This is a genomic window from Pseudoalteromonas simplex (assembly GCF_015278155.1).
In the GTDB taxonomy this organism is placed as follows: Bacteria; Pseudomonadota; Gammaproteobacteria; order Enterobacterales; family Alteromonadaceae; genus Pseudoalteromonas; species Pseudoalteromonas simplex.
Genome location: NZ_JADILN010000004.1, coordinates 391,838 through 409,070 on the forward strand (window position 1 = coordinate 391,838; position 17,233 = coordinate 409,070).

The 17,233-nt window shown below is 42.6% G+C and carries 17 protein-coding genes; 10 read left to right on the plus strand and 7 right to left on the minus strand.

Annotated features, from left to right (window positions below; genetic code table 11):
• Positions 1–70 precede the first annotated feature (70 nt).
• The 6 genes from IRQ78_RS11045 to IRQ78_RS11070 form a co-directional block, all read right to left on the minus strand.
• Positions 71–3,175, minus strand: a complete 3,105-nt coding sequence (locus IRQ78_RS11045; RefSeq protein WP_194442166.1) for an efflux RND transporter permease subunit — start codon at positions 3,173–3,175, stop codon at positions 71–73.
• The gene (locus tag IRQ78_RS11050) at positions 3,172–4,629 is read right to left on the minus strand and encodes an efflux RND transporter periplasmic adaptor subunit (RefSeq protein ID WP_194442168.1); all 1,458 of its coding nucleotides are present in this window, start codon (positions 4,627–4,629) and stop codon (positions 3,172–3,174) included. The genes IRQ78_RS11045 and IRQ78_RS11050 overlap by 4 nt, the downstream gene beginning before the upstream one ends.
• Complete coding sequence (locus IRQ78_RS11055) at positions 4,622–5,944, minus strand: TolC family protein (protein ID WP_194442170.1); 1,323 nt, start codon at positions 5,942–5,944, stop codon at positions 4,622–4,624. Before IRQ78_RS11055 ends, IRQ78_RS11050 begins: the two co-directional genes overlap by 8 nt.
• Positions 5,945–6,048: 104 nt before the next feature.
• Entirely contained in the window at positions 6,049–6,402 is a 354-nt protein-coding gene (locus IRQ78_RS11060) for a hypothetical protein (RefSeq protein WP_194442171.1), read from the minus strand.
• Between the two features lie 43 nt (positions 6,403–6,445).
• On the minus strand, positions 6,446–7,060 hold the full coding sequence (locus IRQ78_RS11065) for a paraquat-inducible protein A (protein WP_138600179.1): 615 nt from the start codon (positions 7,058–7,060) through the stop codon (positions 6,446–6,448).
• 54 nt (positions 7,061–7,114) lie between these two features.
• The gene (locus IRQ78_RS11070) at positions 7,115–8,392 is read right to left on the minus strand and encodes an EAL and HDOD domain-containing protein (RefSeq protein ID WP_228482600.1); all 1,278 of its coding nucleotides are present in this window, start codon (positions 8,390–8,392) and stop codon (positions 7,115–7,117) included.
• A 104-nt stretch (positions 8,393–8,496) separates the two neighbouring features.
• Between IRQ78_RS11070 and IRQ78_RS11075 the strand changes: the two genes are divergently transcribed.
• From IRQ78_RS11075 to IRQ78_RS11085, 3 genes are all read left to right on the plus strand, one after another.
• Entirely contained in the window at positions 8,497–9,258 is a 762-nt protein-coding gene (locus tag IRQ78_RS11075) for a substrate-binding periplasmic protein (RefSeq protein WP_194442173.1), read from the plus strand.
• An 83-nt stretch (positions 9,259–9,341) separates the two neighbouring features.
• Entirely contained in the window at positions 9,342–9,908 is a 567-nt protein-coding gene (locus IRQ78_RS11080; RefSeq protein ID WP_194442174.1) for a PhnA domain-containing protein, read from the plus strand.
• Positions 9,909–10,064: 156 nt separating this feature from the next.
• Entirely contained in the window at positions 10,065–10,874 is an 810-nt protein-coding gene (locus IRQ78_RS11085; protein ID WP_194442176.1) for an META domain-containing protein, read from the plus strand.
• 55 nt (positions 10,875–10,929) lie between these two features.
• On the opposite strand, the gene IRQ78_RS11090 is transcribed toward IRQ78_RS11085, so the two are convergent.
• A complete protein-coding gene (locus tag IRQ78_RS11090; protein WP_194442178.1) occupies positions 10,930–11,769 on the minus strand; it encodes a 23S rRNA (adenine(2030)-N(6))-methyltransferase RlmJ in 840 nt (279 codons plus the stop codon).
• Between the two features lie 240 nt (positions 11,770–12,009).
• Here IRQ78_RS11090 and IRQ78_RS11095 point away from each other — a divergent pair, with 240 nt between their 5' ends.
• From IRQ78_RS11095 to IRQ78_RS11125, 7 genes are all read left to right on the plus strand, one after another.
• The gene (locus tag IRQ78_RS11095) at positions 12,010–12,240 is read left to right on the plus strand and encodes a hypothetical protein (RefSeq protein ID WP_054552458.1); all 231 of its coding nucleotides are present in this window, start codon (positions 12,010–12,012) and stop codon (positions 12,238–12,240) included.
• Positions 12,240–12,527: a cell division protein ZapA gene (locus IRQ78_RS11100; protein ID WP_194442180.1), complete on the plus strand. Its 288-nt coding sequence runs from the start codon at positions 12,240–12,242 to the stop codon at positions 12,525–12,527. The genes IRQ78_RS11095 and IRQ78_RS11100 overlap by 1 nt, the downstream gene beginning before the upstream one ends.
• Before the next feature lie 68 nt (positions 12,528–12,595).
• Positions 12,596–13,582 carry an MBL fold metallo-hydrolase gene (locus IRQ78_RS11105; protein WP_194442182.1) on the plus strand — a complete coding sequence of 329 codons (987 nt, stop codon included), beginning with the start codon at positions 12,596–12,598 and terminating at the stop codon, positions 13,580–13,582.
• A gap of 28 nt (positions 13,583–13,610) precedes the next feature.
• Positions 13,611–15,107, plus strand: a complete 1,497-nt coding sequence (locus tag IRQ78_RS11110) for a LysM peptidoglycan-binding domain-containing protein (RefSeq protein WP_194442184.1) — start codon at positions 13,611–13,613, stop codon at positions 15,105–15,107.
• 63 nt (positions 15,108–15,170) lie between these two features.
• Positions 15,171–15,659, plus strand: coding sequence for an FKBP-type peptidyl-prolyl cis-trans isomerase (locus IRQ78_RS11115; RefSeq protein ID WP_054552455.1), 489 nt, complete (start codon positions 15,171–15,173; stop codon positions 15,657–15,659).
• Between the two features lie 9 nt (positions 15,660–15,668).
• Complete coding sequence (locus IRQ78_RS11120) at positions 15,669–16,394, plus strand: SDR family NAD(P)-dependent oxidoreductase (RefSeq protein WP_194442187.1); 726 nt, start codon at positions 15,669–15,671, stop codon at positions 16,392–16,394.
• A complete protein-coding gene (locus IRQ78_RS11125) occupies positions 16,391–17,233 on the plus strand; it encodes an amidohydrolase family protein (RefSeq protein ID WP_194442188.1) in 843 nt (280 codons plus the stop codon). Before IRQ78_RS11120 ends, IRQ78_RS11125 begins: the two co-directional genes overlap by 4 nt.

Below are 17,233 nucleotides of genomic sequence, written 5' to 3' on the forward strand. Positions count from 1 at the left end.
AGTAAGTTAAAAATAAAATGTGTAACTTGCAGCAAGTAAAAGCGTACAAGTTACACACTGACTGTAAAATTTATAGGTGGCGTTTACGCCATATAAAGTAAAGCGCAGGTAGCACAAGTAGTGTTAAAACTATGGCACTGAGCATCCCGCCGACCATAGGTGCGGCTATTCGGCTCATCACTTCACTACCCGTTCCAGTGCCATAAAGCACTGGCAGTAACCCTATGATAATAGTAGCAACTGTCATCATCACTGGTCTAACCCGAAGGCCCGCACCATTGATGATTGCTTGGCGCAGCTCTGTAACCGTAAACTGTGCTGATTGCGCTTTAGCATCTTGATACGCTTGGTTGAGATAAACCAGCATGATCACGCCAATTTCCACAGCAACCCCAGCTAGGGCAATAAAACCAACCCCAACAGCAACCGAGAAGTTAAAGCCTTCAAGGTACATCAGCCAAATACCGCCTATCATCGCAAGCGGTAAGGTCAGCATAATCATTGCCACCTCAATAAAGCTTCTAAAATTGAGGTATAACAGCACCACAATAATTGCCAAGGTGAGTGGCAATACGTAACTGAGTTTAGCTTTTGCGCGCTCCATATATTCATATTGCCCCGCCCACGTAATTGAGTAACCAGCAGGTAGCTCAAGTTGCTCATGCAGCGCTTGTTGCGCACGCTCAACATAACTGCCGATATCACTGCCTTCAATGTCAATTAAGCTCCAGCCATTAATACGTGCATTTTCACTTTTAATACCCGGCGGGCCATCTTCGATAAAGACATGGGCAACATCAGCCAATGCGATACGCTGTCCGTTTGGTGTCACTATCGGTAACAACTTAAGCTCTTCTGGCGAGTCGCGATAATCTTGCGGGTAGCGCAAGTTAACTGGGTAACGCTCTTGCCCTTCAACCGTTTCGGTCACATTCATACCACCGATAGCAGTAGCAACAACCTGTTGTACATCAGCAATGTTCAAACCGTACCGTGCTGCTTTTTCACGGTTGATATCAACTTTGATGTAGCGACCACCGGCAACACGCTCTGAGTAAACCGACGCTGTGCCCGGTAAATCTTTTAGGATGACTTCAATTTGCTCACCGATTTTTTGAATTTCACTCAGCTTTGGCCCTGCAACTTTGATCCCCACAGGCGTTTTAATACCAGTGGCAAGCATGTCGATTCGCGTTTTGATTGGCATCACCCACGCATTGGTAAGCCCTAGGAACTTAACCAGATTATCGAGCTCTTTTTTCAGTTTCTCGGTTGTCATACCCTCTCGCCACTGCGACTTTGGCTTTAACTGAATAAAGGTTTCGATCATAGTAAGTGGCGCAGGATCTGTGGCAGTGTCTGCACGACCTACCTTACCAAATACCGACTCGACCTCTGGCACACTGGCAATTAACTTATCGGTCTGTTGTAAGATTTCACGGGCCTTACCAATTGAAATGCCTGGATAAGTCGTTGGCATGTACATTAAGTCGCCCTCATCAAGGGGAGGAATAAACTCACTGCCAATTTTATTAACCGGATAAAAGCCGATAGCAGCCAACACCAAGGCCAGTACCAATGTTGTTTTCGGCGCTTTTAACACCGCACTTAATAAAGGTTTATAGGCTGCCACCAATAAGCGGTTTACAGGGTTTTTCTGCTCAGAAATAACCCTACCGCGAATAAAGTAGCCCATTAATACCGGCACCAGTGTAATCGCTAAACCCGCCGAAGCTGCCATCGCATAGGTTTTTGTATAAGCCAGTGGCGAGAACATTCGTCCTTCTTGTGCTTCAAGAATAAACACAGGCATAAAGCTAACAGTGATGATCAATAAACTAAAGAATAACGCGGGCCCGACTTCTGCGGCTGAGTCCATCACCACTTGCCAGCGGTTCTCATCGGTCAGTGGTGTTTTCTCCATATGCTTATGCATATTTTCTATCATCACGATAGCACCATCGGTCATTGCACCAATAGCAATCGCTATCCCGCCAAGCGACATGATATTGGCGTTTATACCTTGCCAATACATCACCACAAAAGCCGTTAAAATACCCATTGGCAACGTGATAATGGCTACAATCGATGAGCGTATATGGAATAAAAACACCACACACACTAAGGCCACCACGATTAATTCTTCAATTAACTTTGAGCTTAAGTTATCAAGTGCTTGGGTAATTAGGTTTGAACGGTCGTACACAGGGATGATTTCAACGCCCTCAGGCAGGCCTTTTTTGAGCGACTCTAGCTTTTCCTTTACCAGTTTGATGGTTGCTTCGGCATTTTCTCCAAAACGCATCACCACTACACCACCAGTTACTTCGCCCTCACCGTTTAGTTCGGCAATACCACGGCGCATTTGCGGCCCAAGTTTTATATCAGCCACATCACGTAATTGCAGTGGCGTACCATTGGCATTAGTACCCAGCGGAATGGCTTCTAAATCTGCGACACTTTTAATATAACCTGTGCTTGATACCATGTATTCGGCTTCAGCCATTTCTACCACTGAGGCACCGCGCTCTTGGTTACCTTGCTTAATTGCTGTTTGAATTAAACTTAGCGGAATACCATAAGCACGCAATTTATCGGGGTCGACATTAACCTGATACTGCTTAACCATACCGCCAACAGACGCTACTTCTGATACGCCCGGCACCGTTTGCAGCTCAAACTTTAAAAACCAATCTTGCAGGCTTCGTAGCTGGCTAATATCATGCTTACCGGTTTTATCCACCAGCGCATACAAGTAAATCCAGCCTACCCCTGTTGCATCAGGACCAAGTTCAGGCCTCGCTGAATCCGGTAAGCGAGCACTTACTTGACTCAAATATTCTTGTACTCGACTACGGGCCCAGTAAAGGTCGGTGTCTTCATTAAAAATAACGTATACATAAGAGTCACCAAAAAACGAAAAGCCCCTTACCGTTTCAGCACCCGGCACCGACAACATGGCTGTAGTGATAGGAAACGTTACTTGGTCTTGCACCACTTGTGGCGCTTGTCCTGGGTAAGATGTTTTTACAATGACCTGTATATCAGATAAGTCAGGCAAGGCATCAACAGGGGTATTCTTTAAAGAAAACACCCCAAAACCTGCCAACATTAAAGACAGCAGTAATACAAAGAAGCGATTACCGACTGACCAACGGATCACGGCAGCTATCATTGCATTTCTCCTTGCATAGGGTGGCTCATGGTCATGATGTCAAAAATCACAAACTCACCGTCCACCAATTTAAAGGTAAAATGCACTTCATCATCGCTTTGTAAACTTGACATATCGATGCGCGGCGAAAAATGAAATTCCATAGTTGCAGCCTCGCGTCCCCACTTAGGGATAGCCTCACGACTGATCACGGCTGTGCGGGCTTCGCGGTCAATGCTGTTGATCACGCCATTTACCATTGCGCTGTCACTATCCGGTTCTTGCATACGCATAAAGTCAGAACTCTTACTTGATTCGGAATCTATTAAGAACTGCGCTGAAACCACTACGTTATCGTCTTTCAATAAGCCTGATAAAATTTCGACGTCATGATTATCACTACGGCCTAGCGTCACTGCGACTGACTTAAAGCGCCCTTCATCTAAATCAATCACGACACGATCTTGGCTACCGGTGCGGATCACCGCTTCTTTGGCTATCACTAATTGCGGCTCTGTTGGCTTAGTGGTAATGCTGACTTCAGCAAACATATTCGGTTTGAGTAAGCCGTCTTGGTTGGCAAAGCGTAAACGCACGCGAAGGGTACGGTTTTTCTCATCAAGGGTTGGATAAATATAATCGACCTTGCCTTGCCAGCGTTTGCCCGGTAAGTAGTCTAAGCTCATAGTAACTGGCAAGCCTTTATGAATAAGCCCTGCTTGGCGCTCAAAAACTTCAGCCTCAACCCATACTTCTTCTAGGTGAGCAATACTCATCATGGTTGTGCCCGGTTTCACAAAGAAGCCTTCGCGGATATTTAGCTCATCCAATACGCCACTTTGCTTGGCATAAAAGGTAATGTTTTGTCTGACCTTTTGGCTTTGCTCTAATCGGGTAATAAAATCGTCGGAAACATTCAGTGAGGCTAAGCGGGCTTTTGCCGCACGTATAAGCACTGCATTGTTACGTTTAAGGGCAAGCAGAAGCTCTTCTTGCGCATTTACTAGCTGTGGAGAATACAAGGTATAAAGTGGCTCGCCTTGCTTAACTTGGTCACCTGCAGCTTTTACATATAAGGTTTCTATCCACCCTTCGACACGAGGGTGAATATGCACGAGTTGGTCTTGGTCGTATTGCACATAGCCAACCGTATCAACCGTCGTTTGTAATGATTTATACCTTACGGGTGCTGTTCTTACCCCTAAGTTATTAACGACTGCAGGTGAGATCCTCACAGTACCCGGGCTGTCTTCAGCGCTACTTTGCTCCTCATAAACGGGCACTAATTCCATACCCATTGGTGATAAACCCGGTTCATCACGGCGGTAATTACTGTCCATGGGCGCCACCCAATATAGCGGCTTTTTCTCAGCGCTTGGCATTTGTGCATGCTCTGGCTCAGCCAATTTATTTACAGCCGTTGCCAATGCTGCACCTACCGCCAAAGCGATAACTAATTTCACTGTGTTATTCATTGCTAGCTCCTTGGCTTTGTGCTGCATTTATTTGGTTATCTTTTGCTGCTGCGTAATAATTAAGGCGAGCGAGGGTTATTTGTTTATCAATTTCGATATTCAACGCATCAATTTTTGCGTTAAGTTCGCTAATGCGAGCACGCATCACTTCTGAAAAGTCACCATCATCATTGGTGTAAGCATTTAACGTCGCCTCCGCTTGCTCTGCCATTTGCGGTAATAGCTGCTGTTGATACAGTGCTTTGCGCTGAGCAAGTCGGCTTAGTTGGCTAAGCTCTTTAAAATACTGACCTTGCAGTTTCTGTAGAGTAATAAGCTTGTTGGTTTTTACCGCCTCGGCATTAGCTATTGCGGCATTAACTTGTTGATCTTGAAGGTTATCAGTAAACAGCGGTAAATCAATACTCACCCCTATAGAGAATAAGTCAGCGCGAGAGTCACCCATCGGGGTATCATCACGATAGCCATAGCCTAGGTTCATACCAAATTGCGGCTTATACGCTTCTTTCGCCACTTGCACTTGAGTATTTTTAGCACGCATAGCATGATCAATAGCGATAATAGCCGGGTGATTCATCAGCACTTCAGTCACCCCAGATGGTGCAAGCTCTTGATAAGCCATAACTGCGGTCACCTTGGTGTTTTCATCGCTCACTGCACCGTTTAGCATTTCAATAGGTAGCCATTGTGCTAGTCGCTTTTTGGCACTATCAAACTGTTGCTCTAACATCACCAGCTTATCTTCAAGCCGAGTCAGCTCTAGCTGAGCGCGAATAATATCCTGCTGGCGAGTCGCGCCAAGTGTATTGGCATAGCTTGCTTCTGTAATATCAATAAGTTGATTAAATAAGGCTTTATCTTGGTTGATCAGTTGAATGCTTTTTTGTGCGCGATAGGCATTTAGCCATGCTTCACTAACAATGGCTTTAACCTGTGCTTGGCGGTCTGCTCTAAGCCAAGGATATTGCTCAGCCGATTGTTTTAAAGCTTGTTGCTGTAAGGCAAGACTATCACCTCGGCTAAATTGTTGTGACAAGCCCACTTTGAATTGCGTCATACCCTCTTGGTCAAAGGCAAAGCCATCGGTTGGTAAGTTCATGAGTCCAACGGTTAACACAGGATCTGGCAAGGTACCTGCCGCAATGCTTTGCGCTTCTATCGCCTGTTGCTGGTATTTATTTGCCTGTAACCAAGGCTCGTGAGTCAATGCATAATCAATCACCTGATTGAGTGCTAACGGCTCTGCTTTCACTAAACTTGAGGTTATCAATACTGCGCCTAGAGAAAGCGACTTAATCAATTTGCTGTGAATCATCACATGCTCCAAAAATCTTAAAAATGGTTAAAAAACAATAGATTTTGGGTGCAGAATGAGGTGTATTTCAGCGTTTTACTGAATTTTAGACAGACCTATCCTGCTTAAGCAGTAATAGGTGGACGATATAAAGAACTGACGTGAAAACTAAGCTGGCTGGCGCCTAACATGGTGACTTTTTCTGATTGCTTAATTAATTTAACAACTAAATCATTTAACGGCAGGAGTGAGTGAGCTGTACAGGCATTGAACGGACACGCACAATCGCTGTTATCCATTACGTCTTCATGGCAACAATCCATATCACTCATGTCGCTGTCAGCATTCATATTAGCATGATGATCCATTTGCATGCTGGCATGTGGCATATCACATACCATAGCAACAGACGCAACTAACTGACCCACAAAAGTGAGCAGCATCATAGCTATCAATAAGTAGCTTGAAAGTCGCGTCATCATCATACCTTAAAAATTAAGTGCCCAAATTGTAGCCCGAAATTTACGAACTCGACAAGGGTTTATCTATTTTTATGCTACTGCTGGCAGCAATAGCAAACAAGCAATAACCTGTAAAATACCAAAATCCATCACCCAATTCAGCATGCATTTTTATCAACTCGCCCATTTGCCCATCGGCATTACCTGCTAAATAAGACACGATCAATGCAATCACAAACACATCGACCATGCTCCATTTACTTAGGCCTTGTATGAGTTGACCGAGCAAATACTTAAACCTATTCACTGGTAAGAAACAATAAAGCAATTGCATCAGGAGTTTTAAGGTGGGAATGACAATCGAGAACACTGCTACAAGCGCGGCAACAAGGTAGTTTTTGTTATTAGCAAGCTCATTCACGGTGCCCCAAATGCTGCGTGTTTTTTTGTAGGCATCGATTTCTCCTTCAAGCTTATCAAGCCCCAGCATGCTTGATGCCATCATTAACACGCTACGGGTATTGCGATCGCCTTCATCGGCAATCATTTCAATACCTGTTTTGGCAAGCTTAGATTTATCAATTTTTCCTTCAAGGGTGAGCACTGGCTGGGTTACACCGGGAATAAGTAACACTAAGGCAATTAAAATAGCCAGTATAGGAAAAACAACACGCATTAGTTACAAACCTTTTTAATACTCAGAGTCTGCATCATAACGAACTCTGCGCTCTTAGTCTGTAACCGATGATAAGCTTGCGAATACTTCATCTGCGTATGCGCGGGCATCATACATAGCTTGAAAAACCACATCCATTTTTGAGGCTGGGCGGATCATCTTGAGTAGTTCAAGGGCTGTGTGCCACTGCTCTTCTTCCATTGCTTTAGCAAGTTGTAAGCTCGCCCCTTGCATGCCATTAAAGTTTAACAGTGCACTCGAAAGCTCACTACCCAATGAAAACTCTTTGGCAATGATATTAAGCTCCATATCTAAAATAGCGTCTAAAACAGAGAGTAAGCCGACTAAATAACCTTGTTCAGCTAGGTCTTTACCTCCGGGTTCAAGCATCAAAGCAATAAATTTAGCTCTTGTTAAACCAAGTTTGGTCAGCTCTTGCGGTTTGTCATTGCCTAATTCGCTTAGCGCTAATACCCGCACAAATTGTCTAATCGCATCTTCACCAAGGTAAATAACCGCTTGTGAAATCGAACGAATTGTTTGCCGGCTATTACTTATACGCGCATTAACTAATTTTAAAATGCGTGCAGTAAGGCCAATATCTTTAGCAACACGTTGTTGAATTGCATCAAAATTTAAATCTGTTTGCGCAGTACAGTTAAGTAATTCAAGCACAGCAATTTTTGATGGTTCAACATTACCAAAACTCAAAAGCTCCGGCTTGGCAAAAAAGTAGCCCTGAAACAGGTCGCAACCTGCTGCTTTTAGTTGTTGAAAGTCCTCATAATTTTCAATGCGCTCCACTATGATAGTGGTTTTTGGAAAGCTACGTTTAAGCTTTTTGATCATCATGTTGGTTTTGATAATCGGCTGCGTAACTTCAAGCTTAATAAAATCCATCAAAGGCAAAATATCTTGCCATTTCTCTGTGCCATCATAATCATCAAGCGCGAACAAATAGCCTTCTTGTTTTAATTGTTTAACGCGGTTCACTACTTTTGGAATGCTAGTAGCCCGCTCCACTATTTCGATAACCGCACTGCGTGGCTGCAACAGCTTAGGAAAGTCATCCAAAATAGCGTCAGTCGATAGATTGATAAACGCAGGTTGAAAACCTGTTAGCTTCTCGAGTCCCATCAACATTAACGCGTTAAAAAACAGCCGCCCCGTTGCTTGGCCATCACTCGTTCCTACCGGAAAGACATTATCGCTCGATTCTCTATACAATAATTCGTAAGCATATAAACTTCTATCAGCATTAAATATTGGCTGCCGGGCTATATACTGAGTCATGCTCTGACTTTTATTACCTTCCATACTTAATTCTGACATTCAACTTCTCACTTAAATGTGGCTAACTCCACATTACTATTGTTATAAGTATAGTGAAAGATGTTTGCCTTGCTAAAAAACAAAAACCCAACCAAACTAGGTACATGAAAACGAATTCAATCAGACCATTGCGCTTCTCTAACTCGATTTTCTTACTGTTACTTTTTCTTACTCAAGCAGTTTTGGCTGAGCAGCAGCCTGTACTGAAATATAATGTAACCGGCTCTGGGAACTACTATCCTTATTATATTGATGACAAAAGCAATCCAGGGATCCTCCCCGAACTGATCAAGCAAGTTATGCAGCTTGCTGATGTTCAAGTAAAGCATGTCGAGCTTCCTGCAAAACGAACCGTTAAATACCTTCACCAAGGGAATATTGATTTTGATGTCATAAGCCCCGAGTGGCTGAGCCAGACAGAAAAACAAAACCGACAATTTAGTTACTCAGACACCCTGTTTGCAGTTGAGGAGTATCTCGTGAGTTTAAAAAGCTCGGTGGCTCAATGGCAGCAACTCAACAGTATTCGTAATCAACCCGTAGGGACTGTTTTAGGCTATTACTATTATGACGATAACCACTTTAAACGGGTTGATTTTCACTCTGAACAACAACTCATTCAGGCACTAAAAATACACCGAATTGAGGTCGTCATAATAGATAAACTGCCAGCATTATATTGGGCTGAGCAATTTGATGCTGATATCAGTTTTGGCGCATTACACTCGCTAGGCAACCTAAAAATTCGCCTGCGCAGTGAACATAAATCATTGTTACCAAAAATAAATGCAGCAATCAAAGAACTTAAAAATTCTGGCAGCTTAGATGCCATAATCAATAAATACACAAAAACTATACCCCTATAATAACTAGGGATATTCCGCTTCAGTCCCTCTTTTGCTATAATGCGTGCTGTTTTTCTTACCTTGTAAACTTAAAAGAGCCTCCTATGAGCATTGAACAAGCCCTAATCGAACGCAGTAATAACCAATGTGAACTTTGTGCCGCTACAGATAACCTATCTGTATACGAAGTGCCGCCTGTTACAGAGGCTCATTCTGATAAATGCATTTATGTCTGCCAAACTTGTAAAGATCAAATCGAAAACAATGCTGATTTAACTGCAAACCATTGGCACTGTTTGAATGACAGTATGTGGAGTCAAATTCCAGCGGTACAAGTTGTCGCTTACCGCATGCTGAAACGCTTAGCTACTGATAACGGCTGGGCACAAGATGCACTCGATATGATTTATCTTGAAGAAGACACATTAAAATGGGCGCAAACAGCGCTAGCTGAAGATGACGACATTAAACACATCGACAGTAATGGTGTTGTGCTGCAGGCGGGTGATACAGTGACACTTATTAAAGATCTTGATGTGAAAGGCAGCAGCCTTGTTGCTAAGCGTGGCACAGCAGTAAGAAACATTGGCTTAACGAGCAACCCAGAACACATTGAAGGCCGTGTTGATGGTCAACGTATTGTTATTCTTACCAAATACGTGAAAAAATAACGTTTATTCTTATGCGCTTTATGTTCTTAAAGCGATTCGTTATTACGAAAATGGGCTTAGTGCCCATTTTTTGTTAATTAAGCTATGATTAAGACAGCGAACTTTATGCTAGGCAATTAAATATGATGCATAACCCTAAACGCAAGGAAAATAATCATGGCTTCGGATACCTTTTCATCTTTCAAACGCGCTTCTCTATGCAGTTTAATAATCTTAGGGAGCAGCTTGGTTTTAACAGGCTGTGGTGAAGACTCTAGTGCACCACAAGCTGAGCAATCATCAATGAAAACCCTGAATACTCAAATCACCTATTTAGATCGTAGTATGCTACCTCCGGGTTCAGTATTAAAAGTACAGCTCGCTGATGTTTCTAAAATGGATGTCAAGGCTGAAGTAATTAGCGAACAAGAAATCCAATTAGATGGTGCACCACCATATGATGTAGCACTTGAATATGACGAAAGCAAAATTGCTGACCGTCACCGCTACAGTGTAAGTGCACGCATTGAGAATCAAGGTAAATTACTTTACATCAGCACTACTCACAATAATCCATTTGCCGAAGATGCCGCTGGCGATCTGTACAAGGTAACGGTGACTAAAGTATCAGCGAAAAAGCCAGACGTGACTTTGACCAATACCTATTGGAAAGCAGTTACCATCAGCGGTGAGGCTATCACCGTTGAAAATAAAGAACCTTTCGTACAATTTAAAGACGATGGTTCAACCAATGGTCACTTAGGTTGTAATAACTTCTCAGGTAGTTACGAGGTTAATGAGCAGGCGCTCACATTCAAGCCATTAGCAAGCACCAAAAAAATGTGTGTATCACAAATGGATATTGAAGCGGCCATGTCGGCAGCACTTACAGCCACGGCTAAGTACTCAATCAATGGTGAGCAGTTAACCTTGTTAGATGATAGTGATGAGCCACTTGCGACCTTCGCAGCGACTTATATGAATTAACAACAGTTAAATTAACAACGCCCAGCAATTGCTGGGCGTTTTTGTATTGAAGAAATTACTCTTCAACTAATTGTTCACTGCGATAAAAACCACTGCTATCGCTTAGTATGGAAACAAGTTCTGGTAATACAGCATCCATCGTTTGCTTTAATTTCCATGGCGGGTTGATCACTACCATACCCGATGCAGTCATACCATGAACGTCGGTATCGGCCTCTGTTGCAAGCTCGAATAGCTGAATGTTACGAATACCCGATGCGATTAAACCCGCCTCCATTCTATCAATTCGTTCACGGTCTACAACCGGATACCAAATCATATACGTCCCCGTAGCAAAGCGTTTATGCGCCTTAACAAGAGTATTAACAACCGTATCGTAATCGTTTTTTATTTCGTAAGGAGGGTCAATAAGCACGCAAGCTCGACGTGATGCTGGTGGTAATAAACCAATTAAGCCTTGAAAGCCGTTTTCACCACGTACGCGAATAGAGCGCTTACCTTTCATGTTGTCTTGCAGTAACTGTAAGTCACGTGGATGCAACTCAAAGAACCAACCGTTATCTTGGCGACGTAAAAAGTACTCTGCAATTTTTGGCGAACCTGGGTAAAAATCTAAATTACCATTTGAATTAAATGATTTAATCAGCTCAATATACTCATTAAGTGCATCATGCTCACTGTTGTGCTGCCAAAGCTTAGCAATCCCATCTAAATACTCTTGTGTTTTTTGTGCATCACTGCCTGCAAGTTCAAAAAAGCCAGCACCTGAGTGGGTGTCCACATAATCAAGTGGTTTGTCTTTAATTGTTTGGTACTTAAGAACTTCAGCTAGAACAAGATGTTTTAGTACATCAGCAGGGTTACCTGCATGAAAGGAGTGTCGATAACTAAGCATATTTATAAATCGCCAAATGCAAAACTGCATTAAAAATGAATTGCCATATTGTACATGATAAACAGAAAATGATCCTAGCATCTGGCGCTTTGGTGAATCATAAATGAATAAAAAAGCCGCTACGCTGAATTACACCTTAATAATAAATAAAAATCCCCTAAAACGGCCGTAAATGCTGGCATATCTAGACACTTTCCTTTACATTTGCATGACAATAATCACAGTTTTATGAGCGCATTTATGAATAACGAAACTCTTTCCCAACTCGAACAACTGATCGACAAATTAATCCTTCGCAACAGCGAACTTGAAAGTGAAGTTAAAAGCTTACAAGAACAAACCGCTAAGCTTTTAGATGAGAACGAAACTCTGCAACTAGAAGTACTCGAAAACGAAGAGAAACAAAAAGATACAAGCAGCACATTGACTGGCCTGCTTGAGAAATTACAAAGCGTTCAACAGGCTAGCTAATGAGCAGCCCACAAAGTCAGCGGGTCACCGTAGAGCTACTAGGTAAAGAACATGAGTTTTCTTGCCCTCCAGGGCAAGAGCATGCCCTAGTTGCTGCGGCACAAAATTTGAATGACTTAGTGGAGCAAATGAAACAACGCTCATCGGTTCGCAATGACCAAAAAGCGTTGCTGATGGCAGCATTACATCTAAGTCATGAATTGCTTGAAGTAAAATCGCTACAAGCTGAACAAGAGCAACAACATGACAGCTTAATAGATAAGCTCAGCCAACACCTTAGTATTTAGAAAAAAGCGCATCTGGCGCTTTTTTTGTTTACAATCAACAACACTGACACCTATTCGAGCGAAACACCATGCGATTTTGTGCTTTTTTAATCTGTCTTTTCGTAAGTTATAGCGCCAAAGCAAGCGTTAGCTGGCATAGCGTCACTCCCGAAATCCAATTTCTACAACAACAAAATAAGCTGCGTTTTTACGATTCGAATCAAGTGCTGATAGAGGGTAAAGAATGTGCCTTAATGTTTGATGCCAGTGGTAACTTTGCCGAAGTAGAAAAGCTCGCAGAACAGCTAAAAAAACGCTTAAAAACACCATTATGTTATTTGGTGGCGAGTCATTATCATGATGATCATCTACTAGGCTTGGCCGTTTTACAGGCTGAGTTCCCTGAAGCTAAGCTCATCGTACATCAGCAAGTAGCGACTGAGTTTGTTGCAATGCAGCAAGCATTGACTGATAAATTAGATGGTTATGAAAAAAGCATTGAACTGAGCTATCAACGCCTTGCCAATCAACCTAAAGATCAGCAAGCAGTTTGGCGCGACAAACTAGAACTTGCTAAAAAACGCTTATTTCGCTGGCGAGAGCTCACCCTGAACCCACCAGCTATTAACATTACTGAATCAACACAGCTAGACCTTGGTAACTACCCCATCGTTATTACACCCTACCAAGCGCATACTAAGGGTGATCTGACCCTTAGTGCCGATCAAGGTCGCGTGCTATTGGGTGGCGATATAGTCGACAGCTTACCCTACCCAGGACATGGCTCGTTTTCTAGCTGGATAAGTGCGCTGCAAGATATTCAAAAAAATACCACACTGACAACTATTTTACCGGGTCACGGTAAGCCACTGACACCTGCTGAACTTGCACTCCCTTTAAGGTTTTTAAAAACCATTCAAGAGATGACAAACTCCTCACCAGATAAGCCCGTTAGTGAATTAATTCCGCTTTTTCCTACTGAGATAAAACAGCAATACCAGCTAGATGAAGTGGGTGAAAGAGCGTTTTCTATGTTTTTAGAAGCTGGACTTAAACAGGGCAAGTTGTCAAAATAGGGCTAAAATAGTAAAAGGATTTTATTATATGGCTCAAGTAAGTTTGAAATATTTACTTTTGCTGAGCTTGTTTATTGGCTTACAAGGATGCCAAGTAACTCAGCAAGAAACAGAACAGCAACGGGCAAGGCCGGAGATTTTTAGCCATTACGAGCCCGATTTAACAACCCAACAAGCACCTAGTGAGTTTGTCGATTCAACAGCTGTTGAACCTCGCCCTATTGCTGCGCCCATAGCAGTCAATAATATTCCACTAGCAAAGCCTCGCGCGAAAGATCTATGGCAGCATATCGCCAACAATTTAACGCTGGTATTTCAAACCAATAAACATACATCTGCACGAGTAAAATGGTATTTAAAACAACCCAATTACCTAATTAAAGTGAATAAACGTGCTGCACCCTATTTGTACCATATCGTCACACGCATCGAACAACAAAAGCTACCGATGGAATTGGCCTTATTACCCTTTGTTGAAAGTGATTTTAGACCAACAATACGATCATCAGAGCAAGCGGTAGGTGTTTGGCAGCTAGTCGGCGCGACAGCTTATCATTTTGGTGTGCAAAGCGACCAATGGTATGACGGCCGCCAAGACATACTTGCTTCAACCGATGCCGCATTAGCTTATTTAAGTTACTTACATAAACGCTTTGATGGTGATTGGCTGCATGCCCTTGCCGCCTATAACAGTGGTGAAGGACGCGTTAAAAAAGCGATCGAAAAAAATAAAAAGCTTGGCAAGAAAACTGATTATTGGTCGTTATCGTTACCAAAAGAAACCGCTGAATATATTCCTAAACTTTTGGCGCTTAGCTATTTACTAAAGCACCCAGAAAAAGGTTTAAAACGCCCGAAATTAGCGAATAAAGCACTCACCACAGAGTTTGATGTAGGCCAACAATTTGATTTTTCAGTGATCGCTAATTTATCTGGCATCGGCCATAATCAGCTCCATAAATTAAATCCAGGGTATTTAAAAAACCAAAGTTCCCCGAATGGCCCACATACTTTACTTCTGCCAATAGAGCGCCGTACGCTGTTACAAAGCAAACTGTTTCGCAACAATTTTGCTGGAGAATACACAGTACAAAAAGACGATACCCTTTACAGAATTTCAAGGCGTTTTAAAATGTCTGTAAAAGATCTAAAAACTCTCAACGATAAAACAACAAATTTGATTAAGGTAGGTGAACAATTGCGCTTATCACAACCACAAACCATGCCGGAATCATTATTGGTTGATTACAATATCAGTCCCTACCTTGAGCAACATGAAGAAGTCATTTCTACAATCGCTATCGACTATCAGGTTAAACCTGGAGACTCAATTTGGAGTATTAGTCAACTTTATGATGTACCGCATAAAGATATTGCAACGTGGAATAAGCTCAGCGCTACCAGCATTTTAAAACCCGGTACTATTTTAACATTGCACTTACCTCAAGCTAAGCCAACTGAACCACAAGTGCCAGCAAGTGAAACCATGCTGTCAGGGATTGAAAGCTCATTGAAAAAGCCTTGATTGCTCAGCACTTGTGGTTAGCGTAAAATCAGCGCCTATATTTAAATTCTAAAGAGAAATAACATGCAGATCAGTAAAGACGCAGCAGTTGAGTTTCACTACACACTTAGTGAAGCAGGCGAGCAAATCGAATCAAGTAAAGATGGCGAGCCACTTTCATATATCCATGGTACTGAAGGCATGCTTCCTGGTCTTGAGAAAGCCCTTGAAGGTAAAGCGGCTGGCGATAATTTTAGCGTAACACTTGAGCCTAGCGAATCTTACGGCGAGCGCGTTGATAACCTAATTCAACGTATTCCACTTAAGCACTTACAAGGCAACACAAAAGTGTGGAAGCCAGGTATGACTGCTATCGTTCATTCAAATCAAGGTCGTCACCAAGTAACTATCGTTAAAGTAGGTCGTTTCAATGCAGATTGTGACTTAAACCATCCATTTGCAGGTAAAACGCTGACATTTGACGTTGAAGTAATTAATGTTCGCCAAGCGACAGCTGAAGAATTATCTCACGGCCACGTGCACGGTGAAGGCGGTTGTGGCCATAGCCACTAAGGGTAAATAATGACAAACGTTGCAATTGTCACCGGTGGCAGTAAAGGTATTGGCAAAGCGATAGTCGAGCGTTTAGAACGTGAAGCCTACACAGTTTATAACTTAGATATTACCCCATCAGAGGGCAATTATCGCCACTGTGATGTCAGTGATACTCAGCAAGTGAAGTCGGCTATCACCGATATTGTTGCAGAAGAGGGTCGTGTCGATGCTTTAATTTCTAATGCAGGTCGTCATTTAAGTGCCAACATTGAAAATACAGACGAAGCAACGTTTGATGCCCTATTTGCGCTCAATGTGAAAGGTGCCTATGCCGCAATTCAAGCTGTATTACCTAGCATGAAAAGTCAGCAAGGCGGCAGTATTGTAGTGGTTGCCTCTGATCAGGCAATTATCGGCAAACCAAACTCGTTTGCTTATAACCTGACCAAGCATGCACTGGCTTCAATGGCAAAAACGACAGCGCTGGATTATGCCGCGTTTAACATTCGTGCTAACGCTGTGTGCCCAGGTACAATAGAAACACCACTGTTTCATAATGCGATTGATGCCTACTGTCAGCGCAGTGGTGCAGATAAAGCAGAGATTGTTGCTGAAGAAGCCGCGCTGCAGCCGTTAGGCCGTTTAGGGCAACCCGAAGAAATTGCTGCTTTGGTTAATTTTTTAATAAGCCCAGAAGCGAGCTTTATTACTGGCAGCTTACAAAGTATTGATGGTGGATACACCACGCAATGAGCGACAAAATTATTGACCCTCATGTGCACTTTTTTAACCTCACTGAGGGTCAATACACTTGGCTACAAGGTAGTAATCCCCCCGCTTGGCCAAATCTAGATAAAATTAAAAAGCAAATTGTCGCTTCTGAACTTAAAGCTGCTTGTCCATTTCAACTAGAAGCCTTGGTGCATATTGAAGCTGGCTTTGATAATCAAGCACCAATTAATGAGCTCAATTGGCTTGCAACGCATTTAGACGACATTCCGTATCGCGCAATCAGCTACAGCCCGATTGACGCATCTCCCAAGCAATTTGAAGCGTCACTCAATAAGTTAGAACATCCATCTTTAGTTGGTATTCGCGATATAACAGAAGGTGATGAAGCTAGGCGCTTATTAACTCCCCACTGCCTAGATAATCTAGCTTTTATCGCAGCCGAAAACTTACACTTTGAAGCACAGTTTGAAATTGAAAACATACAGGTAACTGAGCAGCTTATTAAGTATTGCACAGCACTACCATCACTACGTGTGGTGATTAATCATTTAGGCTTTATTAGTGATGAGCAAAGATGGCTTGAAGCAATCATTAAACTCAGCCGCTGCGATAATATCGCGATAAAGTTCTCAGGGTTGGAGTTCACACAAATTGCCACAAACAAACACCTATGGCTGGTTAATAATTTAGTTAAGTACTTTGGTGAGCATCGCGTTATGTTTGCCAGTAACTTTCCTGTATGCCAAATAAATACCAGTTACGAAAACTGCTGGCAACACTATCACTCACTGTGCTCGCTGCCGAGTTTATGGCATCAACTTAGCTATAAAAACGCCTACGAAATCTATCTAATTGCTTAA